The organism is Pauljensenia sp. UMB1177, assembly GCF_030217965.1.
In the GTDB taxonomy this organism is placed as follows: domain Bacteria; phylum Actinomycetota; class Actinomycetes; order Actinomycetales; family Actinomycetaceae; genus Pauljensenia; species Pauljensenia turicensis_A.
The window spans coordinates 1-25,595 of sequence record NZ_JASOOV010000001.1; the positions used below are offsets into that span (position 1 = coordinate 1).

The 25,595-nt window shown below is 56.6% G+C and carries 21 protein-coding genes and 1 other RNA gene; 9 read left to right on the forward strand and 13 right to left on the reverse strand.

Annotated elements, in window-relative coordinates; genetic code table 11:
* Nucleotides 1-1,802: hypothetical protein (locus QP442_RS00005; RefSeq protein WP_285069492.1), on the reverse strand; the 1,802-nt coding region annotated here is incomplete at its 3' end.
* A gap of 2 nt (nt 1,803-1,804) precedes the next feature.
* Entirely contained in the window at nt 1,805-2,191 is a 387-nt protein-coding gene (locus tag QP442_RS00010) for a hypothetical protein (RefSeq protein ID WP_103632391.1), read from the reverse strand.
* Nucleotides 2,192-2,974: 783 nt separating this feature from the next.
* Here QP442_RS00010 and QP442_RS00015 point away from each other — a divergent pair.
* The 7 genes from QP442_RS00015 (at nt 2,975) to QP442_RS00045 (ending at nt 7,920) form a co-directional block, all read left to right on the forward strand.
* On the forward strand, nt 2,975-4,225 hold the full coding sequence (locus tag QP442_RS00015; RefSeq protein WP_285069493.1) for a tyrosine-type recombinase/integrase: 1,251 nt from the start codon (nt 2,975-2,977) through the stop codon (nt 4,223-4,225).
* Complete coding sequence (locus tag QP442_RS00020) at nt 4,222-5,139, forward strand: hypothetical protein (RefSeq protein ID WP_103632389.1); 918 nt, start codon at nt 4,222-4,224, stop codon at nt 5,137-5,139. Before QP442_RS00015 ends, QP442_RS00020 begins: the two co-directional genes overlap by 4 nt.
* Nucleotides 5,140-5,306: 167 nt before the next feature.
* Nucleotides 5,307-5,537 (forward strand): helix-turn-helix domain-containing protein, encoded by a 231-nt coding sequence (locus QP442_RS00025; RefSeq protein ID WP_103632388.1) that lies wholly within the window; start codon nt 5,307-5,309, stop codon nt 5,535-5,537.
* Between the two features lie 2 nt (nt 5,538-5,539).
* Nucleotides 5,540-5,818 (forward strand): hypothetical protein, encoded by a 279-nt coding sequence (locus QP442_RS00030; protein WP_103632387.1) that lies wholly within the window; start codon nt 5,540-5,542, stop codon nt 5,816-5,818.
* Nucleotides 5,815-6,621 carry a bifunctional DNA primase/polymerase gene (locus tag QP442_RS00035; protein WP_103632386.1) on the forward strand — a complete coding sequence of 269 codons (807 nt, stop codon included), beginning with the start codon at nt 5,815-5,817 and terminating at the stop codon, nt 6,619-6,621. The genes QP442_RS00030 and QP442_RS00035 overlap by 4 nt, the downstream gene beginning before the upstream one ends.
* A complete protein-coding gene (locus tag QP442_RS00040; protein WP_103632385.1) occupies nt 6,618-7,475 on the forward strand; it encodes a hypothetical protein in 858 nt (285 codons plus the stop codon). The genes QP442_RS00035 and QP442_RS00040 overlap by 4 nt, the downstream gene beginning before the upstream one ends.
* A 142-nt stretch (nt 7,476-7,617) precedes the next feature.
* Complete coding sequence (locus QP442_RS00045) at nt 7,618-7,920, forward strand: hypothetical protein (protein ID WP_285069494.1); 303 nt, start codon at nt 7,618-7,620, stop codon at nt 7,918-7,920.
* Between the two features lie 263 nt (nt 7,921-8,183).
* On the opposite strand, the gene QP442_RS00050 is transcribed toward QP442_RS00045, so the two are convergent.
* From QP442_RS00050 to gdhA, 8 genes are all read right to left on the reverse strand, one after another.
* On the reverse strand, nt 8,184-8,597 hold the full coding sequence (locus tag QP442_RS00050; protein ID WP_141089621.1) for a hypothetical protein: 414 nt from the start codon (nt 8,595-8,597) through the stop codon (nt 8,184-8,186).
* 121 nt (nt 8,598-8,718) lie between these two features.
* Nucleotides 8,719-9,095, reverse strand: a transfer-messenger RNA (tmRNA) gene (gene ssrA / locus QP442_RS00055).
* 214 nt (nt 9,096-9,309) lie between these two features.
* On the reverse strand, nt 9,310-9,840 hold the full coding sequence (smpB, locus tag QP442_RS00060; RefSeq protein ID WP_006680933.1) for an SsrA-binding protein SmpB: 531 nt from the start codon (nt 9,838-9,840) through the stop codon (nt 9,310-9,312).
* 187 nt (nt 9,841-10,027) lie between these two features.
* Nucleotides 10,028-11,296, reverse strand: a complete 1,269-nt coding sequence (locus QP442_RS00065) for a peptidoglycan DD-metalloendopeptidase family protein (RefSeq protein WP_103632382.1) — start codon at nt 11,294-11,296, stop codon at nt 10,028-10,030.
* 2 nt (nt 11,297-11,298) lie between these two features.
* Complete coding sequence (gene ftsX / locus QP442_RS00070) at nt 11,299-12,213, reverse strand: permease-like cell division protein FtsX (protein ID WP_006680931.1); 915 nt, start codon at nt 12,211-12,213, stop codon at nt 11,299-11,301.
* A 2-nt stretch (nt 12,214-12,215) separates the two neighbouring features.
* Complete coding sequence (gene ftsE / locus QP442_RS00075) at nt 12,216-12,905, reverse strand: cell division ATP-binding protein FtsE (RefSeq protein ID WP_006680930.1); 690 nt, start codon at nt 12,903-12,905, stop codon at nt 12,216-12,218.
* Nucleotides 12,906-13,179: 274 nt separating this feature from the next.
* Entirely contained in the window at nt 13,180-14,304 is a 1,125-nt protein-coding gene (gene prfB / locus QP442_RS00080; RefSeq protein ID WP_103632381.1) for a peptide chain release factor 2, read from the reverse strand.
* A gap of 125 nt (nt 14,305-14,429) precedes the next feature.
* Nucleotides 14,430-15,791: an NADP-specific glutamate dehydrogenase gene (gdhA, locus tag QP442_RS00085; RefSeq protein WP_103632380.1), complete on the reverse strand. Its 1,362-nt coding sequence runs from the start codon at nt 15,789-15,791 to the stop codon at nt 14,430-14,432.
* A 220-nt stretch (nt 15,792-16,011) separates the two neighbouring features.
* On the opposite strand from gdhA, the gene QP442_RS00090 reads away from it, so the two are divergent.
* Complete coding sequence (locus tag QP442_RS00090) at nt 16,012-17,601, forward strand: phosphotransferase (protein WP_006680927.1); 1,590 nt, start codon at nt 16,012-16,014, stop codon at nt 17,599-17,601.
* A 112-nt stretch (nt 17,602-17,713) separates the two neighbouring features.
* Here QP442_RS00090 and QP442_RS00095 read toward each other — a convergent pair whose 3' ends face one another.
* Together QP442_RS00095 and QP442_RS00100 are read right to left on the reverse strand one after the other, a co-directional pair.
* Nucleotides 17,714-21,181, reverse strand: coding sequence for an ATP-dependent helicase (locus QP442_RS00095; RefSeq protein ID WP_103632378.1), 3,468 nt, complete (start codon nt 21,179-21,181; stop codon nt 17,714-17,716).
* A gap of 3 nt (nt 21,182-21,184) precedes the next feature.
* Nucleotides 21,185-24,334: a PD-(D/E)XK nuclease family protein gene (locus tag QP442_RS00100; RefSeq protein WP_103632377.1), complete on the reverse strand. Its 3,150-nt coding sequence runs from the start codon at nt 24,332-24,334 to the stop codon at nt 21,185-21,187.
* Between the two features lie 94 nt (nt 24,335-24,428).
* Between QP442_RS00100 and QP442_RS00105 the strand changes: the two genes are divergently transcribed.
* Nucleotides 24,429-24,650 (forward strand): DUF3107 domain-containing protein, encoded by a 222-nt coding sequence (locus QP442_RS00105; RefSeq protein WP_006680924.1) that lies wholly within the window; start codon nt 24,429-24,431, stop codon nt 24,648-24,650.
* An 80-nt stretch (nt 24,651-24,730) separates the two neighbouring features.
* Here QP442_RS00105 and QP442_RS00110 read toward each other — a convergent pair whose 3' ends face one another.
* On the reverse strand, nt 24,731-25,360 hold the full coding sequence (locus QP442_RS00110) for a ferritin-like fold-containing protein (RefSeq protein WP_006680923.1): 630 nt from the start codon (nt 25,358-25,360) through the stop codon (nt 24,731-24,733).
* Nucleotides 25,361-25,595 lie beyond the last annotated feature (235 nt).

A 25,595-nucleotide genomic window follows, 5' to 3' on the forward strand; every position in this document is an offset into this window, starting at 1 on the left:
GGGGCTTTGAAAGCGTTAGGCAACACCGTGTACTCACTACCCTTATCCACGGTTTTACCAGTCATGGTTCCGCTACCGCCATTAGCGTCATAACTGACCTTCACCTGGCTCTTCTTCCAGACAGCTTTCACTACGGTGTCTTTAGTGACCGTAATCTCGGTAGCCGCAGCTACCTCTTTGCCGTCAATTTCCCAGTAATTGAACTCTTGGTTCTCAGGGGCTTTGAATTTATTATCCAAAATCTTGTACTTTGAGCCCTTGTTGAGCTTCTTGCCATCCATTTTGCCGGTGCCGTCATTACCGTTGTAGCTAACAGTGGCAGTTTCGAGCTTCTTGGTTGCCGGATCTGAATCGAGCTTATCGGTGTCACCCTCCAGACCGCCATTATCTTTTGCGGTTGCCCTGACAGTTCCACCAACTTCGATGCCTTCAACTTTCAGAGTAATCACACCGGTGTTCGCATCAACCGTGGCATTATTATCGGCTGTCCAAGTGGTCTTACCGGAAGTTTCGTCTACAGTTCGCGTTGCGGTGACGGTTTTCTCTGCTCCGGAAGCATCCTTATAGGTGACGGTGTAGGACAGCAAGTCAGTATCTTCACCCGGCTTTTCATAGACAGGCGGGGTAATGGTTACTTCACCCTTATCCGTATCTACCGCAATCGCAGGAGATTTAGGTGCGATATTTTTCAGCAGATCCTTGGCTGGGATTGTTCCTTTTGGTTCAGCTCCGTCTTTTACCTTGACTGAACCATCTTCATTTGTTTCTGGAACAAATTTATAATCATTGTTCGGATCCCAATCACCTGCTACATCATCAGCGCTAAATATCTTAACATTTCCGCTGTCATCAAATTGTATAGCTGCCGGAACTCCATCCCAGTCTCCAGTTCCATCGGGGAGTTTAGATACGCCATTTACCGTATTGGCATCTCGAATAGCTTTATCGATGGCTTCTTTATCCGCATCCGTTAATTTGCGAGGATCCCTCACGGCGACTTTTTTGGGGGTTGTTATTACCGGCTCAGACTTCGCGCAAGAACGGAATTTATGTGGCTCTTTGACAAGGATACCGAACTCTTTTCCGAGTTCTAAATCCTTAACCTTATCCTCGATTGGGAAAGTAACTGTTGTGCCGTTAACGGTTACTGCTTGAGACATCTCTTGCGAGTTAGATTTGTCAATTTTACAGCTTCCATTTTCGACAAAATTCTTGCCCTCCCCATCCGTAAAATTATTGATAAAATAAAATTTCGTACCTTCGGCAACCTCTTTATGAAGTGTAACGATAATCTGCCCGTCTGTTACCTGGACTTTTTGTATTGTCGGAGCAGCAGATGTTTCCGTTACCTCTTTGATTTTTAGGTCCGTAGCTTCAATTTTTCCGGAGGTTGATCCATCGGTATAGGTCACTTCATAGTACGCATGGTCCGTGTAATCGATAGAGAATTTAACACTCTTAAAGTCTTGCGCAATGTCCGGATTGGCACCCTTCAGCTTTTCAATAGCTTCTGCTTGCTCATCTTCATTTACAAGGTTGGCGTTCGGGTGTTCAATCCAGATTTCACCAGACGGCATCTTGAGCTCATCTTTATGCTGGTCGTTCAGGGCTTTCTTGACTTCCCGAACATCGCCTTCAGAGATTTCGCCACCGGCCTCTTGCTTTACAGTGACTTTATCGTCTACTACAAGTTCACTATCTAAAGTTACGGACCAATCTTGGCTTGCGGTTGCGTATGGAATAGTGACCGTTTTTTCTTCGGTTCCACCTGCTTGACGATTCACGGTCACGTGAATCGTCACGTCTAGCTTTTTTTCTTCCGCTGATTGGCTCCGATCGTTAATTTTCCAGAAACAGTTTTATCTCCTGCAAATACATTATTAACACTCGGTTTCTTGACAGCGCCTACCGGTTGCCCAATGATCTCAGGCCCGATCTCCAGGCCATCGCCTGCCTGGGTATCAGTTTCAACTTCTGGAGTGCTTACTGGTGCCGGGCTGACGCTTTGTTCGTCAGTCTGGGAGCTCATCTGCAGATCCTCGGCTTGAGCCAAGGACGGGGTCGATAGCGTGAAACCCAAAGCGCAGGCCAAGGTTACGATCAGAAATTTTCTAAAAATGTAAGCTGGTTTAAGCAACGCTCTGCCAGCAAACGCTATAAATGAACCGGACACGCCCTTGAGGTTGCGCATGAGAACTTCCCGTCTAGTGTCGCTAGTTGGATCTATTCCCCCTCAAAGTACCACTGTTTCATCCACAAAACCAGCCCGTTGAGCTCAGGTAGGTGGTGACAGCTACAGGAATATAGCTAAACAGATAAAGCAAATTAGCTAGACGTTCATTAAATACATTTTAGCTATTGAAATTCTTATGCATACGTGATTTTTTTGGTAATCAAATCATCCATTAACGGCAATTTGGAATGAATGTCCACGAAAAAACGTAACAAACTTTTACTGCTTCATTTAGAAGCTCTGGCTTCGCACAGTTACTCCACGATCGCTCTAGGTTATAGATCTATCCTGTGAAACCGCAAAGTTTTAGCGACTCGCACGCTTTTGGCGGATGGACATATTTCTTGTAGCTTACTTCTCGGAGCCTTCCAGCCTCCCGGAAATCTGACAAACTGTGCCGAGCCAGCGATAAGTCAAATACCTAACCAGGAAGACTTCCGAAACCCATGAAGCTACCCCGACAGGGCGAAACGCCACGTTTTAGGGCATAAGAAACAGGACGTTCACTTCGTATTAAAATGAACGTCCTAGTGGTGGAGATGGGGGGACTCTCCAAATTGCACCATTTCGCCAATCTTCATTTGTGGCCTAGTTGCGCCAATTTATGGGTGTTTTTCGTTGGAATCATGCGTGATTCCTGAGGCTAAGCATACCCCACTGAGTGGCACCGAGTGTTATGATTTCTCATGGAGATGTAGCACGCTAGTAGCACGAAAGTTGAAATTGCAAGGAGTGGCGGCGATGGGACGTAAGCCGAAACGATGGACGGGCTTCGGTAGTCGAAAGCAGCTCACATCGGGACGTTGGCAAGCGTCATACGGCGATCCGTCTTGGACCGGTCAGGGACGACCGCCAAGGATCAACGCACCCCACACCTTCCGACTGCAATCCGAGGCCGAGGCATGGCTTATCAAGGTAGGCGCAGAGGTCACAGCCGGAACATGGAAGCACCCCGAGGAGATCCGCGCCGAGCAGGAAGAGGCGCAGCGAGTCGCAGAGTTCGAGAACATGACGTTCGAGCAGTGGGCCGAGGAATACCAACGCCACGGGCGCGAAATACTCGACTGGGCAGCAAAGACCATCACAGACCGCAAGGGGCTCTTCAAGAACCACATCTTCCCCACGTTCAGGAATCGGCGGCTCATCGACATAACGGACGAAGACATCACCGATTGGTACCGTCGCCTTCCCGACGGACTGAAGGCGAAGTGCTACCAGACGATCAACGGCATGATGAACCTTGGCGTGAAGTCCAAGAAGTGCCCGCTCACTGCGAACCCCTGCAACGTGCCCAAGGGTGGGAAGCCGATCCCGGTAGAACCGCCGAAGTACCTGTTCACCAGGCCCGAAGTCCTCGCGATTGCAGATGCGATCTACGAACGCGGGCACGCCCTCGTCCTCCTCGAAGCCGATGCCGGTTTGAGGATCAACGAAGCCTTGGCACTGACGCGCCGCGACGTGGAATTGGACCGCGAAAGCGGCACGGGCGTCGTGCACGTCATGCACTCCCTGCACCGTGAGGGCAGCACCGTCGCCCCTGGGAACACGAAGACGCGCAGGACACGCCACGTAGAAATCATGTCAAGAACGGTGGGCGCGCTCGCGGAACACCTGGACAAGTTCACCGGACCAGACCCCGATTCCCCGGTATTTACGACATCGACGCGCCCGGATTCCTTCATGCGCGACAACGTGGCAACCAAATGGCTATCGGCAGGAATGAAGGCAGCCGGGGTGAAGATTCCCGAGGACAGGACGGGCGGGTGGCATGCATTCCGCCACTACTCGGCTACGCGCTTCGGCCAGGCGGGCGCGACGACGGCGGCACTGCTCGACCGTTACGGATGGACGAAGCCGGAAATGGCGATGCGCTACCAGCGTCAAGACGCCGACTATCAGCGCGAGATTACGGACATCATGGAAGCGCGCGAGACCGCGAGCGCGAACGGCACTGTTGCCGACCTCGACGAAGCACGGAGGAAGCGAGCATGACAGTCGATCATGTTGACATCGTGTGCGATCACGGCATCTGGCATGAACATAGGCCCGGGCACGGGAAAAAGGTTTCTCGGCTCGCGCGGTTCACTCCAGAGGAGGACCCGAAGAAGGCAGACGTGCCAGGTTGGCGACTCATCCCGAAGAAAGAGAACAGCGGCACACCGGGACAGATTGCCAGATCCAAAGCCAACCGGGCAAAGGCATCCAAAGACCCGGGGGTGGTTGGCTTTGACGAAGAGACGGGCGAACTCGTCAACGGCCTAATTCCAACTGTTTGGATATTCCCATGCGAGTGCGGTTGGCCAACGTTCGAATTCCCAGACGTAGAAGACATTGCCGAATTGCTCGACCAGGCGGCCGCGCTGGGCACTTCAAGAGTCAGCATCGACGACCTCAACAAGCGCGCACCGAAGGGGGCCTTTCTCGCTCATTACGCCCCGAAGCCTTCGGCAGATTGGGAGACTTTCGCGCGGTTAACTTCAACGAAGAGCCATGTTCAGATCGAGCCCCCCGACGACTCAGAGTGTTTCGCCACAGAAGACCGCGAGGGCCGTTGGCTTCAAGTTGTGTGCGACGGCGGCGCAAAGCGCGCGGAGTGGCATCGCAAGCACGGAGCCCGCGTCATTGCCGGATTCATGGGGGAAGAAAACGACTGGGACGATGACGAAAACGACTGGGACGATGACGAAGACCGATACCCCTACGCCATGTTGACCCAAGAGGCTGGGTGGCCAATATGGGGCGTAGAGGAGTGGGAGTCAACCTACGTGTTCCATCCGTGCCCGTGCGGTCGGGAGTTCCCGACGATGAAACGGGCGAAAGTGCATCGAGTCATGGAGGAATTAGCCCGACAGCGTTGCCATGCGGTCACCGTTGACACGTTCATAAAGGCTCTTCCCCTCGTCTAAGCGTGTAAGCGGGGCATGGGAGGGCATTACGGGGTAGTATTGTCATCAAGCCGTAAGGGAACCGGCTCTAACTACGTTCCCTGCACGCCCCTAACAGGTGGGGCAGTGCAGCCACACGAACGCCCCTCGTGGCGTTGGCTCACTGCACCCTGAAAGGGGCATTTCTTATGCCAACACCGAAGAAGATTCAGCCCGGCCCGCGAACTGTTTTCGTGACCGTTAACGATTTCGCCCGCGCCCTGTGCGTCTCGCCCTCGACCGTCCGCAACGCAATCAACCGCGGCGACCTGCACGTGATCCGATTCGCCCGCGCCGTCCGGATCCCCGTCAGCGAGTTCGAGCGACTCGGCTACGGCATTCCCGCGTTCCTCACCGACAACAGCGGAGAGGCGGCCTGACGATGGATCCCAACAAGAAGGGCCGCCCCAACCCGAAGGCTGGGACGACCGTCACCACTGACAAGCATACGGGGCATGGGCGTATTGTGCCCGCCCCCTACGCGCTGCGCGTCCTGCGCACTCACGCCGCACACGCGCAGCGGATCGCCGCCAACATGCTGCGAGTCGCGTCCGGCACTCAACTCAACGCCCTAGCCCTCGACCGTATCCGGATGCTTCAAGCCGTCGCCGACGACGTTGCCGAGGCGCTCGAAGAGCGGAAGGCGGGAGAGCACCGATGAACTCGCAGATGCTCGCCGCAGCCCTCGACTACGCGGCCCACGGCTGGCAGGTACTCCCCTGCAAGTGGACGGGAACAACCGCGAAGGCCCCACTCATCGCGGGCGGCTACCGTTCAGCAACGACCGACCCGGACACGATTCGCCGATGGTGGCAGCACTGGCCGCTCGCCCTCGTCGGACTCGTCCCCCCACGCGGCCTCGTCGCCCTCGACATCGATCCACGCAACGGCGGCACCCTGCAGGCCCTCGAAGACCTCAACGGCAGGCCTCTGCCCGAAACGGCGTATGTGCGTACGGGATCGGGAGGGCTACACCTGTACTACCGGACCGGACTCGACCGAATGACGGGCCACCTTCGAGGCCAAAACGGGACGGCACTCGCGGGCATCGACGTCAAGCACGGTAGGACCGGCTACCTCATCGCGCCCCCGTCCCTGCACCCCGAGACCGGGAAGGCCTACGAATGGCATGGAGGGGCCATAGCGGCACTTCCCCGGCCGCTAGAATCGGCGATCACACCGAGGAGTGGCCGAGTATCGTCCGCGAGCGCGAAAATGTCTCAGAAGGCCACGGCGCGGGAGAGGAACGGGGCGTTTGCCCTCATCGCCCGCTACGAGGCGAACACGCGGGAAGGAAACCGAAACTGCGCCTTGTTCTCCCTCGCGTGCAAGTTCTGGACCGAGAGGCAGGGCTGGGACGTATTCGAGGCACTGCGGGCCGCCGGGCTCGAGGTCGGCCTCGACGCCGGGGAAATCGATCGAACGATCGACAGCGCCCGCGAACACGTGGGGGTGGCCTCGTGAGCATCCAGTTTCGCAATGAGCTCTTCGAGCACGGCGACTTCATCAAGGGACTTGAGAAGCAACTCCTCGATGAAATCGCGTGGCGGTGCCCGGAACCCGAAAGTGCGCCGCGCACAGTCAACGGCAAGACCTTGGCCCCTCGTGAAGTGTTCCTTCATCAAGCGGAACTTGCCCAACGCTTCGGCGTCACACCCGATGCCATACGTAAGGCGGCCCGACGCCTCGAGGATCACAAAATCATGGTTCGCAAGTGGTTCACGTCGTCGAGCGGCACACGCTGGACCGCAAAGCCGGGACACGCGACCGTGTACGTGTTCCCGACGGTCGCCGAGCTCGAGGCCGCGCGCCCCAGGTATGAGAGCGAACGTCAGAGGAAATCCCAAGGGCACAAGGCGAAGAAATGGCCAGACGACGGTCCGGGCATTGTCGGTGCGAGGCAGCAAGCCGCGAGCGCGAACCCCGACCCAAGCACGGGCCGATCGGAGAACCTTGAAATAGTCGAATGGCCAGACCGCCGTCCGGGCAGTGGCCAGACGAACGTCCGGGCAAATGGCCAGACCACGGTCCTGCCCACTAACACTATGGCTAACACTGCAGGACACTTGTCTATTCATTCCGGGGACCGCATATCGAATGACTCCGAAGCGACCGAGGACCCGCCTGAGAGCACGTCGCCGTCGCTGCCACCGAAGAAGTGGCGGCACCCGGATTACGGGAGTGTTCGCGTCGGTTCCGATGGTCTTCCGCGCCCGTATGGTCGCGTGGCGCGGCTTCGGTGGGAGAAGGACGGCGCGCCCGTGCTCGAGCCGCCGAGGCGCGAGGGGGCCTCACCTACTGGCAGAGGAGCGGCGTGAAGGAGGACGCCACCTAACCGAGATGCTCGACTGTTCCCCCAACACAAGAGCACCCCAACACAGTGGGGGCGGGGACCCCGTACCCGGGGCCGGACAGCCCTTTCCCGCCCTCTACCGACACCACCACATGCAGGAAGGACACATGATGACTGTCGTACACCGACCCCAGAGGAAACCCATCCGCCGAGCTCCGCTCCCCGACCCGTTCGCGACGCCGCCCGCCGGAGTGATCAACGGGGCCGCGTTCACCATCACCCGCCCCGGCGACCCGTCCGACGGCCTCGACCCCGGCGACGCGCCCAACCCGTTCGACGCACCCGCCGACACGACGGGGCCCGTCCTCAGCGTGCCAGAGACGACGATTCGCGACCTCGACGACGTGGCCCGCCTCGAGCACATCCTCAAGGCGTACAAGGCCGCCCGTACCGAGTGGGCAACCCGCTAACCGTTGGGTTGTTCGTCGTGTCAGCGGATCAAGGCGGCAGGTCGTTTCCGGCTTGTAGGGGAAAGCAGGGAAGGGGAAATGAGCCGCCCGAAGATGCGGGACTCTACTCGTTTCCGGCTTTGAGAGCATGGAAGCAGGAAGGCTCGTAGACGCGCGTCAGAGACGACAGAAAGCATGTTGCCTGGCCCCATCCTCCCGCGCAAGCTGCGAAAGTCCGTCTACGGTGCTCCTGCGCGCTGTTTTCGACCATCCTGTGGGCACGCCTAAGCCGGGGCGGGGGCGGCGTGACCCATCAGGCACGCGGAAGAACACCCCTGCGCCCACTCGTAGCGCACTCCCCTGCGCTCAGGCCACAAGTCCACCATGTACGGCAGGACGGGCGCAGTGGCCGCACAGTCCGCATAGCCGACGCCGAGCGCCGACTCGCGAAGCCGCTCAGAAAGTTCGCGGGCCTCGCCGGGAGTGAGCGTCAGGACGACCCGCATCCGCTCCGAAGACGGGACGGGCTCACGCCGCCCATTCTTGGAGATCCCCGATTGAAGGAGGGAGAGGCGAACTTCAACAGTCCCGCCCTCACGGTCGCTCACTCCGACGACCTCGAGGAAAGAGCGTCGGTCGGGGTCCTTGTAATGGTGACCGTGGCGAGAGAGCGTGAGCGGATCAAGTTCGAGAAGCATGGGGGTGCCCTTCCTGGAAGGGGCGCAACCATGCAGTTTGAAGAGCTGATTCCTTGCCGATGTAGCACGTAGGTAGCACACACCCCCCTCAATGGGGATTTTTCGTTGGAATCATGCGGATTGGTGGAGATGGGGGGAATCGAACCCCCGTCCGACGGCCGGCCCCGAGGTCTTCTCCGGGCGCATCCTGCTATTGATTTCTTAGCTTGTGACGTCATGCAGGCCTGCTGTCAGCGAAGCTCAGTCGATGAAGTGTCGGAGCGCGCCCACCGACATGGCGCGCACCCAGTGGCCCCCTGAATGACGCCAGACACCAGGCTGAGGGCACCACCTGGGCTGACGGACTAAAGGTTCACGCGGCGATATCAGGCGGCGAGAACGTAGTCGGTGCGGTTCTGTTCGGCACCTATTGGTTTGCACGCAGCGTTAACGAGTTGAGCGCACATTCTCGGCCCGCTTCCCCTCGATCGACGACCGCCGTCGAAACCGATCATCCCCTATTGAGTTCTTCACTCACCGGCAAACAGACTGCCGGGTTGGCTCTTCAACGAAATCCTCAGACTCATCGCAGAACCGTTTCCAACCGTTCGGCCAGACATCCAAGAATAACCCCGCTTACGCGAAGTTTCAACAGCTAGCGCAATGCCAGCAAACGCAAGGTTTCAGCAGAAAACGCACCACGCACGAAGCTGGCACCCGCTACCTGTATACGCTACTTGTAGTTCGGTCGCTTCGTGTAGGCGCGCATCGCGCGTTCAGCTTCACGCTTATCCTGCGCCTCGCGCAACGACTGGCGCTTGTCCCATTCCTGCTTGCCTTTGGCCAGCGCGATCTCAACTTTGGCGCGACCGCCGATGAAGTAGAGCTCCAGTGGGACGACCGTGTAGCCCTTGGCCTGCACCTTCTGGCCGATCCGCTCAATTTCTGAGGCGTGCAGTAGCAGCTTTCGCTTCCGCGTTGGCGCGTGATTGTTCCAGGAGCCCTGCGCGTACATCGGAATATTCGCGCCGTACAGCCATGCTTCGCCGTCTTTGACCTCAACCCACGAGTCGATCAGCGACGCGCGCCCCATCCGCAGAGCTTTCACTTCGGTACCCGACAGGACAAGACCGGCTTCCCACGTATCTTCGATCAGATAGTCGTGGCGCGCCTTCTTGTTCCGCGCGATCGTCTTCTTCGCGTCCGATGCAGCTTTGCGCTTCTCGCCTTCGGTCAGCTTCGGCTTCTTCCAGTCTTTCGGCATCGTGCACCTCCTTTCTTTGATTGACGAGGCCGCGCCCCGCCACTCAAGGCGTTAATTCTAACGCCTCCGCGGGCAGGGGTCTTGCTCACGCCTCGTAAAATGCCAGTATCAATGGAAGGCGGGGACAAGCTGAGCTTGTCCCCGCCTTCTGACTCAGCCAATCATCAGATCAGCGAGTCGCATTGGCTTACAAGTACCCCATCGGGTCAACGTTCACGCCGTTCTGCAGAACACCGAAGTGCAGGTGGCAACCGGTGGCATAGCCGGTCATGCCGACCTCGCCAAGCACTGTTCCGGCACTAACCGACTGTCCGGGCGAAACATAGATGCGTTGCATGTGCAGGTATTCGGTGATCACGGAGTTACCGCCGAGCATTCCGTGGTTCACGTCCACGTAGTTGCCGGCAGAGATACTGCTTGAAACATCCAGAACAACGCCGGATGTCATCGCGTAGACGGGCTCACCGCACTGCGCAGCGAGGTCAACGCCCGAGTGGTACTTCTGATAGCCGAGCACAGGGTGCATACGCCAGCCGAAGGGCGACGTAATAATCATCGAGCTGTCTTGAACCGGGTTATGGAAACCGCTCGCATTCGCCGACGAGTAGATCCTGTTCGCAGCCCTGTTAGCCGCATCGATCTCTTGAATCTTCGCGGTCTGAGCATCATAGTCAGCCTGTGCCTGAGCCAGCTGTTGGTTCACTTCGGACTTCTTGGAGTCCCACTCCGCTTGCTTCACTTGAGCGTCAGCTTTAGCTTTTTCTAGGGCATCAACGCCCGCTTGGGCTTCAGCTTCTGCCGCCGCAGCGTCATCAAGGGCCTTCTGAGCTTGAGCTTCAAGTGCTGCCACGCGGTCAGAGATTGCTTGCTGGCGACTTGCTTGGCTACGTTGGGTCGCTTTCATTTCCATCGCAGCGTTGAGCGCTTGGGCTTGAGAACGGGCCATGGCGTCAGCTGCTGATGCTCGATCGTCAATTGACTCGGTTCCACTCTTCGTCAGGGCAAGCAGGACTGCAGAACTAGTGCCGTCCTGGTACATGGAGCGAGCCAAGTGACCGATCGCCTTGTTGGCTTCCTCTTGGCGTGACGAGGAAGCGTGGACCTCTTCATCAATCTCAGCTTTCTTCGCTTGAGCGACCTGAAGTTGTCCCATTGCGACTTCGTGTTCACGATTCGCAGCATCGCGCTTCGCCTGAGTGGCCTCCAGCGCTTTCTGAGCAGCAGGAATCTGCGCGTTTGCTGCTTCAAGGTCGTAGAAGAGCTGCGAGAGTGTCGCATCAATACCCTCAATCTCAGTCTTGAGATTAGAAACTTGCTGAGCCGCGGCATCCTGTTTGCTCACAGCATCATCTCGCTCGTCAGCATTCGCGGGAATGAAGCTGTACATGCACAGCGCACCAATCGATGCGCTCCATGCAACTGCAACAGGAACGTGAAGACGAATCGACTTCTTCATGATCAGACCTTCGTGTATTTAGCCAAGGAAACTGCGGACGCGATCAGTGCCAACGCAACCGCTGCGAGGATAAGGATCGGCGTCATAATCCACACTTGGGTGGCGCCGATAAAGCTGGTCCAGCTGAATGACGGAGCCAACCAGCCTTGGACAAGGAAGTGAACGCCGGCGAACAGTGTTCCCACTGCCAGGATTGCGCCGGCGATTGCGGCAAGCGCACCTTCGATCATGAAGGGTGCTTGGATGAACAGGTTCGAGGCACCGACGTAACGCATAATTTGTGTTTCCGTCTCGCGACTCATTGCCGACAGGCGGATCGTGGTCGAAATCAGCAGGATGGCCGCGATAATCATGACACCACCCAGGCCGAGGGCCATCAGGCGTGCAGCGTCAATGACGTTGAACAGTGGCTCGATAATTTCGCGCTGGTCTTTCACCTGGGAAACACCGGCAGCACCGGAGAATTCTTCCTTGATGATTGAGTACTGCTCGGGGTCAACGAGCTTCACGCGGAAGGAAACGGGCATCATGTCTACCGTTGTCCATTCGCTGATCGTGGAATCACCGTAGAGCTTCAAGTAGTTTTCGTACGCTTCTTCCTTGGATTCTTCGTATACGTTCTTCACGTACTGCGACATTTCCGCGGAATTGAGCTTGTCACGAACGGCGCTGATCTGAGCCTCGGTCGCTTCCGTTGCGTTACAGGACGGCGTTGCATCGTCGGTGGCGCACATGTAGATCGAGACCTCAATCTTGTCGTACCACTGCGATTTCATCTGCATGACCTGCATCTGCGATAGGCCAGCAACACCGACGAATAGGAGGGAAACGTAGGTGACGATGATGACGGCGACGGACATTGCACGGTTGCGCGCCAGTCCCTTGCCGACTTCAGAGAGAATAAAACGAAGCTTCATGGTTAGTTCACCGCCCCGTAGACGCCACGCGACTGGTCTCGGATGACGTGACCGCCTTGTAGCTCGATGACGCGCTTGCGCATCTGGTTCACGATGTCGGCGTCGTGGGTTGCCATGACAACCGTGGTCCCCTGGCGGTTAATACGATCCAGAAGACGCATGATGCCAAGCGAGGTATCGGGGTCGAGGTTACCGGTGGGCTCATCCGCCAGTAGCAGTTCGGGACGGTTCACCATTGCGCGTGCGATTGCGACGCGCTGTTCTTCACCACCGGAGAGTTCGTGGGGCAGGCGGTTTTCCTTACCTGCCAGATCGACCAACGCCAGTGCTTCTGGGACGGCGGTCTTAATAGCGTGCTTCGGCTTACCAATCACCTGCATTGCGAGCGCGACGTTTTCGTACACGGTCTTTGATGGGAGCAAGCGGAAATCCTGGAAGACGGTTCCGACTTGACGGCGAAGTCCTGGCACCGCCCAGTTACGGAGCTTGGAGACCTCTTTGCCGAGGACCCACACGTGACCGGAGGTTGCTTTAATTTCGCGCATCACAAGCTGAAGGAAGGTGGATTTGCCCGAGCCGGACTTACCGACAAGGAATACGAATTCTCCCCGTTCAACTTCCAAAGACACATGGTCGAGCGCAGGCTTCGCACCTGCGGTGTACACCATGGTTACGTCATCAAATCGAATCATTAGGCCGTCCAATTGAAGGTTATGGTCTCAATCAGACTAGGCAAGGTTTTCTAACGCGGGCTGAAGCGACACGCGCCGGATTCAGTTCCGTCCCCGCCACCTGTTAAATCCGTCCCCGCCACCTGTTAAAAAGGTGACGAGGGCGATACTTTCAGCGTTTTCTAGCCAACTGCTTCGCCGTGGCGCGAGCTTACGCTTCAGTGCAGTATGTCGACCGTGATCGACGAGGCCGACCAGCGTTCGCTTCTTTTCCCTGACTCGGGATCGGATCAGGTCAGGCCTCTGCCTGTTCGTTCGCTTGGTTCTTGCGCCAGCGGATGCCTGCGTTAATGAAGCCGTCAATGTCACCATCGAAAACGTTCTGCGGGCTACCGGATTCGAACTGGGTACGAAGGTCTTTCACCATCGTGTAGGGCTGGAGAACGTAGGAACGCATCTGGTCACCCCACGATGCCTTCACATCACCGGCGAGTTCCTTCTTCTTCGCCTGTTCTTCTTCATGGCGAAGGACAAGAAGTCGGGATTGGAGGACTCGAAGAGCGGCCGCTCGGTTCTGAATCTGCGACTTTTCGTCCTGCATCGACACGACAATGCCGGTTGGAATGTGCGTCATACGAACAGCGGAGTCGGTCGTGTTCACGGACTGACCACCGGGACCGGACGAGCGGAAGACGTCGATCTTCAGTTCGTTTTCCGGAATTTCGATATGGTCGGTGGATTCGATCAGCGGGATAACTTCGACTGCCGCGAAGGAGGTCTGGCGACGTCCCTGATTGTCGAAGGGGCTGATTCGGACCAGACGGTGAGTGCCTGCTTCAACCGAGAGGGTGCCGTAGGCGTAGGGAGCCTGGACTTCGAAGGTTGCCGACTTCAAGCCAGCTTCTTCGGCGTAAGACGTATCCATCACCTTGGTCGGGTAGCCGTGGCGTTCTGCCCAACGCAGGTACATACGAAGCAGAATCTCTGCGAAGTCAGCGGCGTCAACACCACCTGCGCCGGAGCGGATCGTGATGACAGCATTGCGCTCGTCGTACTCACCATCAAGCAGGGTACGAATTTCAAGGTCGGAGATATCGGCCTTCAACGTGGCAAGATCTCCGTCGGCTTCTTCCAGGATCTCTGCGGATTCTTCAGGATCTTCACCTGCCATTTCAACCATGGCTTCAAGATCATCGATGCGATCCACCATCTTGGTCACGCGATCGAGTTCGCTTTGACGATGGCTGAGGGCCGAGGTCACTTCCTGGGCGTGTGACGGGTCATCCCACAAATCGGGGGCCGTTGCCTGCTTCTCGAGGTCTTCAATTTGGCTACGGAGCTTATCGGGTTGGACGACCGCGAGGACGTTCTCCATAGTCGTACGCAGGTTCTGGATCTCTTCTGAAAATTCTGTAGCCACGCCACTACACTAGTCGATTCAGAGCATCTGGTAGATACATCACTGCCCAGTAGCGGTATGAGGTTCAACCTACACACCGCCACCGGGCAGGGTTTGAAGCGTTCAGATGCTCACAATACGGCTGATCAGATCAGACCAAAATCAACCATCGAGTCAGCAACCTTCAGGAAGCCTGCAAGGTTTGCGCCAGCAACATAGTCTCCGGCCACACCGTATTCTTCGGCAGTTGCAACCGAGTTTGCGTGGATGTTCACCATGATCTGGTGAAGCTTCGCGTCGGTTTCCTCGAACGTCCACTGCGTACGACCCGAGTTCTGTTGCATTTCCAGAGCGGAGGTGGCAACACCACCCGCGTTCGACGCCTTGCCGGGAGCGTAGGCAACACCCGCGGACTGCAGGGCTTCAATCGCTTCCGGGGTGGTCGGCATGTTTGCGCCCTCAGCGACCAGCTGGACGCCGTTCTTAATCAGGGTGTTCGCGGCCTCAACGGGGAGTTCGTTCTGAGTTGCACACGGCAGAGCGACGTCACACGGCAGATCCCAGATGGAGCCGCCCGAAACAAATCGCGCCGACGAACGCTCGCTGGCGTAGTCGGAAACGCGGCCTCGTTGAACTTCCTTGATGTCCTTCAAAAGTGCAACGTCGATGCCAGCCTCATCCACCACGTAGCCGGAGGAGTCCGAGACGGCGATGACAGTCGCGCCCAGCTGCTGAGCCTTTTCAGTCGCGTAGATGGCAACGTTCCCGGAGCCGGAAACGACGACCTTCTTGCCGTCGAACGAGGTGCCCTTCGACTTCAGCATTTCCTCGGCAAAGTAGACCAAGCCGTAGCCGGTTGCTTCGGTACGCGCGAAGGAACCGCCCCAGTTCAGACCCTTGCCCGTCAGGACACCCGCATCGTAACGGTTGGTGATGCGCTTGTACTGGCCGAAGAGGTAGCCGATCTCGCGACCACCAACACCGATGTCACCTGCGGGAACGTCGGTGTCGGGACCGATGTGGCGGTAGAGCTCAGTCATGAAGGACTGGCAGAAACGCATGACCTCAGCATCGGACTTGCCCTTCGGGTCGAAGTCGGAGCCACCTTTGCCACCACCAATCGGCAGGCCGGTCAGGGAGTTCTTGAAGATCTGTTCGAAGCCAAGGAACTTAATGATCGACAGGTTGACGGACGGGTGGAAGCGCAGACCGCCCTTGTACGGGCCGATCGCGGAATTGAACTCAACGCGGTAGCCACGGTTCACCTGGATCTTGCCGTTGTCGTCCATCCAAGGGACACGGAACATGATCTGGCGTTCCGGTTCGACAACGCGCTTGAAGATCTCAAGGTCAGCGTATTCAGGCTTGCGTTCGGCAAGCGGAGCAATCGTCAGCAGGACCTCGTAGACGGCCTGGTGGAATTCGGGCTGCCCCGGGTCGCGGGCAACAACGGCCTCGTAAACAGGTCGAAGAGTGTCGGACAAACGATTCATGTCAAGTGTGCTCATGCCCTAATTATGGGCATGTATTACACATACTTGACCATCCCTTTCCACATATTGACCCTTTCAAGAAAGATCACATACTTTGAACCTCTTCCCGAACCGGCCACTCACTACGGCATTCAGCCAAATCATCGGCGAGGCCGGCCTCGTCGACCACAAAAACCTGACGAAGCGCAAGCCGCACCATCGCTTCAGGCACACACCCATGTACCGTTAAACTGTGATGCGCCCGAAAACTCCGCTTGAACTTGCTGCCCTAGCGACCGCCGCTGTCCCCGGACTTTCCGTTGCGGGTCTGCGCGAACCACAATTTGCCGACGAGGTTCTTTCCGTCACCGGCATCATCGATTCAGCCGGCAATAAATGGACCGTCACCTGCCCGCACTCCAGCGTCGGCGGACTCGATTTGGACGCTCAGTCAGGCGTCCTCACCCGGCTGGCGAAAGCGAAAGACGCGAAGAAAATCCCCTTCGACGTCCCGCGAATCCACGGCACAACCCTGACCCCTGAAGGTGATCGTGTCATCGTCCACCAAGACCTTGGCGGGCACCCGATGAGCGACGACGACTTCGACAATCCGAACCTTCTTCCCGCTTCGCTCGGTAAAGCCCTTGCAGCACTTCACAACCTTCCTCCGGTCATTTACACCGGCATTAACCTGCCCGCATACTCCGTCTCTGAATGTCGCGAACGCCATCTGGCGATGCTTGACGAGGTGGCGTCTCAGGTCCTGATTCCCGCGAACCTCTGGAACCGTTGGGAAGCAGCCCTTGAGGATCTGTCATTGTGGCGCTTCCCCGCAGCCCCGATCCACGGCGATATTCAAGGCAATTCCGTCATCGTCGAAGCGGGCATTGTTCGCGCGATGACTGGCTTCACTTCTGCGCACGTCGGCGATCCCGCTCAGGACATCGCGTGGGTTCTTGCGTCTGCATCGGATGCTTTCTTGGAGCGTTTTCGCGCCGCATATTCTCAGGAACGAACGGTTGCTGATCTGCAGTTATTTACTCGTGCGCAACTGTTGTCTGAGCTTGCTATTGTGCGCTGGCTGGTTCACGGCTTGCACGCGGAAGACCGAAGCATCATTTCTGACGCGCGCCACATGCTCAGTGAGCTTTCAACAGATCTGGGGGACGCGCAAATCGTTGAACGCCCGCATGCGCATGTTGCTCAGACACAGGATTCTCAGGCTTCTGATTCTGGCACTACCGCACCTTCCGCCCCATCGCCTGCATCTTCTGCTTCCGTGCCGTCGCCTTCCGTCTCCTCTGCCTCCGATTCTGCTTCTTCTTCGCGCCGGGCACCAGCTTTCTCCACGTCCTCCTTTGCTGGCGCAGAGCTTGCGAACCAGAAGACTGAGGTCATTGATTTCAACGTCGTAGCAGGCCGCCTCGGCGCCGCCAATCTTTCAGATTCTGACGATTACTCGGATTCGGACGACTACGCAGCCCCGGATCGTTGTGCCGACGATGACTCTTACTCCGAAGTCGATGCTGATTGTGATCAGGACGCGCCCGAAGAAAAGGCGAGTCTTGCAACACGATTTGGTTTGCCAGCATCACTTTTCACCAGGTTTGGGCGTCATGGGCGTCACGGGCACGACGTTGAAACGTTGCTTGCGGACTACGACGATGCCAATAAGCGCGTAGATGATGACCGCGCAGATAATGACGATCCGCAACAGTCCGGTTCTCAGTCAGAATCCGATTCGGCTTCCACGTCTTCGGTTCCCTCGCCTTCGTCCGTCTTACGCGCTTCTACCGATGTGAACGAGGCTCCGACTGAGCGCCTGCACTTCTTGGATCAGGAGTAATGGCCAGAGACTGAAGCAAGTTCCGGCGAAGCATATTTGGCGCATTTGTTCGTGCCCACGCGGTGTCCGTGTGGGCACGAACTGTCGTGTGGGCCCGAACTGTATTTTGCGCCTAGGCCCGCTTCAAGGTCCTTTTCACTTCGTCTTCTAGGCTTTCTTCAAGGCCTGCACCACCTAGTTTCACCAGATCATCAAGGGAAACAGTTGTGTTAGCGTCCACGAAGGCAAGCATCGGAGTGATTGATTCTTCCGCGAGCCCGGTGAGTTGCGACCAGGCCAGCCGGTAGAGGCGGAGCTGAGTCGCGTAGTAACGCAGTGTTTCCTTCTTCGTGTTCCTGTGTGGAGCCCGCCCTGTCTTCCAGTCGACGATGATTGTTTTACCGTGTTTGTCTTCGAAGACAGCGTCGATCCTGCCATTGACTGAAATATCAGCGACCTTGACGCTGAATGCTTCTTCGATGGCGATCGGTGTGCCCATTTTGACGATGGGAAGCTCGACGAAGTTGTCCTGCATGTGTCGCAATCGGGCGCGTTCGTGATCATCAAGGGTCTCGATCCCAGCAACGGGCTCATCGCGTTCTTCTGGGCTGGCAAGATGCAGTTGTCGTTCAACCCACGCGTGGAAAATCGTTCCAAGCGTTGCGCTGTCGCTGGGTTGAGCGGGCATGGGTCTGCGCATATCCAGAGCAAACGCGTCGATGTCTTCGAGCATCTTTGAAACCGAGGTTGCCGGAATATGATCCTGGTGGATCACCATGGTTTCTTTGCTTGATGCAAGTCGATGTTCCTCAATGAGCGCTGTCACGTCTTTAACGCGCTGAGATTCACCCAAGGCGTCGAGCAGTTCGAAGACGTCGGCGTCCGTTTTCAGCTCTGCTTGAGCTTGTCGCACGCGCTGGGCTCCTTTGGCGACCGCTTGACGTGATGGACCAATTTCGAAGGGGAAGTAGATGGTGTCTTCCTCACTGTCTTGCGCAAACGACTCCGATGTTGGAGCTTCGGGAATGACGTCGTTTAAGCCGTCGATTCGTTTTTGAAGTTCCTGCAACTCGTTGCCGTCTTTGACATCCACGTTTCCGTTTGCCCACACGACTTGCCCTGTCGCCAAGGTCTGTTCGAAGTCTTCGATCATCGCATGCCGTGATGCCATGAGGTAGCGGGAAGGGTTTCGTAGGGTTTTGCTCTCATCCAGCCACGAGCCGATGAGGAGTTGCGTGTGGCGTGCTCGTGTCATTGCCACGTATGCCAGACGACGTTCTTCCCTTTCTACGTGTGCACCAAGTTCCGGCCCATACACGGTCTTTAACCACTTTGAGAATCCTGCGGATGGGGTGCGTCCGTTAGAAACATCAATGGTGAAAGGTGGGAGGTCGCCATAGTCACCTCGCAACGGATGCGGGAGTTCTTCAGGAGCCATGACCCAGCCGGTTTGGGCTGGAGGCTCGTCCCGCCAATACACGCTCTTGCTACGGTGCGAGGGGAAAATTGTATCGGACATTCCAAAGACAATGACGCTATCCCATTCCAGGCCTTTGGATCCGTGCACTGTCAGGATCTGCACTGCGGACGGGTCCGGTTGAACGTCAACGCCTTTGAGCCCTGCCGGATCGCTTTCTGCAACGTTCAGCCATTCGACAAGACCAGCAAGAGTGGGGTTATCAACGCTTGATTCGTATTCTGCAATCTGGTCGATAAAGGCATCGAGCGATTCCCTAGCACCTGAACCCAGCGGGTCGGCGATCGCATCATCGAGGATCCCCATGATCTGGCTTGCTCGTTCTGCGAGTTCAACCAGCCCATGCCCACGCAACGAGCGTAGTTTTCGCAGGCGCTCTCCGAGGCGAAGAACGCGACGATATCCACCTTCAGAGAACGATGGACCATCAAGCGCCTCCGTCTGCGCATCCGATTCTTGAGGAGCATCGTTGGCACTCTCTGCAACGGAATCGGATTGTGACGATCCCGCTTGACGATTCGTAGACGTCCATCCCACTTCCGGAGGAGAATCAACGGCTGACAGAAGCACGCCCTCATACGGAGTTCCTCTGCTCTTACGGTTCAGACGGCTTGCCCACTGCCCCAGCAAACGCAGGTCGGACGCTCCGATATCTTCACGAACAAGGAGTCTCAACAGGGCAGGAGATGCATCTACTGAGTTCGTAATCTCGAGGGCTGCACGCAGGTCAGCAACAACCGGTTGTTCCAGCAGTCCGCCGAGCCCGAGAACTTGGGTGGGAATGCCATGCTCGCGAAGTGCGCGGTCAATGGGAAGAAAGTGGCTCTTCTTGCGACAGAGAATGCCGATCTTCCACTCACTCCGATGGGTATTGCGAAGGCGTTGCACGTAGTCAACAACGTGCGCGATCTGAGCATCGCGATCAGCTTCATAGGCAATTTCAACATCGCCTTCAGTTGCCAATGTAGATTCGACGAGGACCGGAGACGTTGCAGCATGCGAATGTGAGCGAAGCGGTTTTGCCACTTCGTTGGCGCATACAAGGATCTGACGATCGTTACGCCACGCGGTTGATAGCGTCAGAGTCTGTTCCGGCTTGGGTTCTTCAGAACAGAAACGTTCCATGAATGATTCTAGCGAGGATGCCGAAGCACCTCTCCAGCCGTAGATTGCTTGGTTCGGGTCGCCGACGGCAGTCACCGCCTGGTCTTTGAAGAGCGTTGACAGGAGTTCCATCTGGATGACAGAGGTGTCCTGGAATTCATCGAGCAGAACAAGCCCATATTCTTTACGAATCTGTTGAACAACATCGGGCACGGTATTCACGATTCGAGTGGCCAGGATCAGCTGGTCTGAAAAATCCATGACTCCGAGTTCACGCTTACGGCGTTGGAACTGGGCAATGGGATCAAGGAGGGCGATACGAAGCTGGTTACGCGCCTGCACCTTACGCGCATCTTCGTTAGAATCGCCGACTTCGGTGAGTTCCGCTCCGAATTGTCCCAACTGTTCGCGAGCTTGTTCGATGCTGAGTCCATGCTCCCCCAACTGTCCGTTGAGGCTCAACGCCGTCGTGACCGCAGACGAAATCGTGATGTTCTCATCGAGGCGTTTCGGCCAATTCGTCATGATGTCTGTCATCAGCTGAACCGAACCAGCTTGGCTGAGCATTGTGACGTCAGGATTCAAGCCGATCCGTAAACCGTGTTCGCTGACAATCTGCCCCGCGAAGGCGTTGTAGGTCATTGATGTCGGTTCTTCATGCGGGTCGATCATCTTTGTTTTCGCAGAAGAATCATCATCGTTGCTGATCTTTTCCTTTTCGGAAGCTCCGATGCCAATGCTGAGTTTCTTCAATCGTGAACGTAGACGATCTTTCAGTTCACCTGCGGCTTTCTTTGTGAAAGTCAGGCCCAGAACACGCGACGCTGTGATGTCCGGTTCGTTGGCAACCGCCCAGAGAACGCGCATTGCCATCGTTTCCGTTTTGCCCGAACCCGCGCCAGCAACGACCAGCAGCGGGTGTAGAGGTGATTCGATGACTTTAATTTGCTCTGGGGTCGGATGGATTTTGGGGTTAATCAGTCGCTGGATCTCTTCAGCGCTATAGACATGCTGTGTCATTGTTCAGTCCACCGTCCTTCGACCGCTGTCTTGTGCAGGACATGAGCGCGCAAACACGCACCGTGAGCACTTCGTATTATCTGGTTTCGCCTGCAAGCGAATGCCACGCGCGATTTCTCCTGCGCTTTGAATAACGGCATGCCAGGCGCATTTTTCGTCTTCGTCAAGAACGCTTTGCGTGCGCTCTTGCAGTTTCTTTGCCAGAAAGACCAGCTTGGCACCGTTGACTTCACTGGCCTGACGGTCAAGCCCTAGGTCTGCACCGTTTGCGATCATCTGAGCGAGAGCAATCTGATAGATCGCCAGCTGAGCGTGATCTTTTGCTTCTTGTTTGGTCGCAACTTTTCCTGTTTTAAAGTCAACAATGTGAACGCGACCATCGGGGTCAACCTCAAGGCGATCCAGGCGTCCACGGATCGTGACGCCATCCATGTCGACTTCGATCGCCCGTTCGGTAGCAATCTCAATGTCGTGCGGACATTGCGCGAGGTATTCAGCAAGATGCTCAACCTTGTCGAGGGCGGCATCTTTAAACTCAATTCCGCCCCAGGTCTGCATATCGATATCGATTCTTTCTAGCTCCTGGAGCAGGTGGGATTGGAGTTCTTCTGTGCTCCCGCGAGGGAAGACTTCAGCAAGCTCGTGGATTATTTGCCCAACTGATTGAGCATTCGTGGCACGAGGCTGCGCACCGATAGACGAGAAGAACCAGCGAAGAGGACAATCCATCATCGCTTCGATACGCGACGGAGAAAGAACAACGCGTTGAGAGGCAATGCGTTGCTGGGAAGTCAGCGGACCTTCACCAGTCCATTCATCGGGGTCCGCCGAGGAAATGCCTTCTCGAGCCAAAAGAGCAAGAAGAGATGCTGCCGTCGATTCGTCTTCGCTTTCATCGGGCGCAGATGCAGCACGACGGAGTTCAGCGATCTGACCTTCGAGGTTCAAAGGAGCAGGTGCCGGAGTCGGAACTGCTATGTCACCGCCCTCTTGGCCTTCAGGATTCACAAGAATCGCGTAAAAGCGTGAAGGCGCATAGTCTTCAGCGACGACAACACCAAGATGCAGATATGTTGAACATCGAGAAACTGCGGCTGCCAGCAGACGACGTTCGTCATCAAGGACAGCTCTGCGCGCCACCTGAGGTTCATCGAGAAGAACACGCCCATTCGCGCCGTCACCTGTCCTACCTAAAGCAACATCCGCCAGCAGGTCACCACGCATCGCGCGTGTGCGCAGGCGCGTATTTGGCCACACACCGTCTTGCAACCCCATGAGGACGACTACGCTCCAATGGCGACCCATCGCTTGTGCCGGAGTAATCACACGGACACCGTCAGGCCGTACTGCAACGCGACTGATCGTATCGATGGGGACAGTGTGATCAAGCAGTTCTTTTGCAAAATCGCGGGCGTTCCCATCAGGGTTACGTTGCTCCCAGACGTCTGCCACGCGCATCAGGGAGAGAACAGCGTCCAGCTGGTCGTCGTACCACGATGAGTCCTGATCATTGGCTAGAGCGCGCTCTTTCCAGTCGTCACCAACATTTGCCGCATCCCACAGCGTCCATAGAAGCTGACGTGGACGCTGTTCTTGATCCGTTGAAATGCCCCACATCTGCGCCGCGCGTTGCAATTCCGGCGGAACAAAACCGATGTCCTCGTTCGTCAAAAGATCCGGCTGGCTCATCAACGTGGAAGCCGTAACCAGCGGAGCATCCTGGACGCTTGCACCCATCCATGCGCTGACCCGTTGAAGAAGCGAATAGAGTTTCATCCCATCGCATTGGATCAGTGGCGAATAAATAAGAGCCTCTGCACATTCATCGCCACGCGCCTGCGGGTGAGAACTCATCAGCTCAAGAAGAATGCGAGTTGTTGCAATACTCCGGAAATCGAAGGCAGTAGAGTGCGAGGTAACTGGGATTCCACCGCGACGTAAATAGCGACGAGTTTCTTCAGCGAGGGCCTCTGATCTGACGATGACGACCTGATCCTCCCACGCAATCTTGTCGTGCAAGAAGTGGGCACGCAGGGCATGCGATACGTGTGCACCAAGCTGCGCGTATGAGCCACCAACGTGGGTGATTACCTTGCCGTCGAGCTTCTGAGCCTGCGGAGCAACCCCGCATTGACGCCGAGGACTGTCGTCCGAATGCGCAATGCCCTGGGCGATCACCTTGTAGCGTTCACGCAGAACGGGCGCGGTTGTGTACACGTCACCCAGCTCATGAGAATTCAGATGGAGCGTCTTTTCAAGGCGACCGTCCAAATGGGGCTCACCACCACGGTACGTAGCGACGGCAACATCTGAGTCAGCAAAAGCGACAATACGACTACCCAGCTGATGCAGTTGGGCGAGCAGAGTGATCGTGGATGCCGTACAGTCCTGCAGGTCGTCGACGATGACGAGGTCAGGAAGTGGCCGTTTGCCCGTGATACCCAGAGAAGCAGCTTTGTCCTGCCACTGTCCAAGAACATCTGCTGCCAGGGCTTGGATACGAGAAATGTCAACCGCCAGTGTGCCCTGATACTCAAGAGCGAATTGAGGTTGTTCAAGGTAGCGTCGGAGCAGTTCACCGGCTGCGACCCACTGGGGTTTATCAAAGTCATGACCGGCGCGACTGAGCGCGATACCGTCCATTCCGGCTTCACCCGCGCGCGAAAACAGATCCCTGAGTTCATCGCGGAAAGCAGACATTCCGCGCATTTCCTGCGAGATTGAGTCCGGCCATGCAATATCAGCTGATTCTAGTAGATCTTGGATCAGCTGATCCTGCATTGCGCCGGTGACAAGCTCAATGCCACCCAGGGGTTCTTGACGTTCAACGCGCCACTGATTCACAATCCGATACGCGAAAGCTGACAGGGTACGAACAGGTCGAAGAGTACGGGGAGCAAAAAACTGAGCCCGAGGGGTCATGATCTGCGCACGAACGCGGTCAGGAACAATGATGACGGCATCTTCGCCTTTTTCAATTGCACGGCGGAAGACTTCTAACGCACATGTCGACCGCCCCGAACCTGGCGCACCACGAACGATAAGAGAATGCATTTCCGCTGAATCGCATGCCTGTTTCTGAGCATGATTCAGCGGCGGAATATCCGCCCATCCATGCGGGCGCGTAGCAATCTGTACGTTTATTTCGCTCATAGGGTAATCATCTCAGGAGGCATGTAGAAACCAATGTGCATAGCATTAAAGTCAGGTTCGAAAAACAGATCGCTCAGTGAGTGAAGGAGTGGGTATGAATATCATCGTCGGCGTTCGCGAAAGCACTCGTGAACTGCATCTTGAGTTGGATCTGACCGCTGATGAGCTGACTGCAAAGGTCGCTCAAGCGCTCACAGGCGACTCTCTTCTGGATCTGACGGACGCCGAGGGCGCTCGTTATCTTGTGCCCGGACACGCGCTGACTTTCGTGCAGATTGCCGACGAGCCCAAGCGGCGCGTTGGCTTCATGATCTGAAGCCCGGTCTTCATACACTGAACGCTCTTCCGCAGCTCGCAGAAGAGCGTTCAGGTGTGTCAAGCTGAGAGTTGACGCTGTTAGGCCTTCAGATGAATCTGCTCCATACGTTCACCGTGACGCTTGGTGACGAATGCGACGATCGCATCAACAGTGTCGGGGTCTTGGCCAAGGGCGGGGTGCGTAAACAGTGTTGCGCGCACTAGAGCGAATGCTTCACCTGCGACGCGTCGCGCCCACAAGGACAGGCGGGCGCCGAGTTGCTCGTCTGCGGAGATCAGCGGAGCGATATTGTCACGAACCCACTCCCCCTGCGTGACATCCCAGTTTCCGGCTTCTTCGATGAAGAGTTCGTGCCGGCTAGCGATTTCGCCGAGCAGGTCAGAGATGATTCCCATGGTCACGTAGGTTTTCACTGAGCGTTCGAACCATGTTGTCGGGCGTGTGCGAGCATCCAGATCGTCGTAGAGACCGTTGTACTGCCCAGCTGCTGCAGGCAGGTCGATGTCACGGTTCGTACACCAGGCTTCAAGCTGGGTGAAGAGTTCAAAAGCCCGTGCGGACATACGCGCATGCTCGATATGGGCTTCGATGGTCGGCGCTTGATCGCCGTCCTTTGACAGTCGCGTCATTGCGGCGAGTGCCGTGAACGCGAGCAGACCGATTACTTCAATATCTGCGGCTTCAACCGCACCGTTTTCAGTAGCCATGTTCTCAGCCTAGCCTCGTCCGCACTCCCCCGATATCTCAATCGCGAAGACGGATGTCCACGCAACCTGCGCACTTTCCCCACCCCGTGCGCATACTGAACGTGCGCACCCGGGCGGTCGGGGTGGCCTCGTGAATGTAGTGTGACCATATCCTCGGGCTGAAAACTGAGATGCCAACGTACAATGGGAGTGACCATAGCTGACCGGTCGCTTTGAATACCACGTTTTTGCGCGC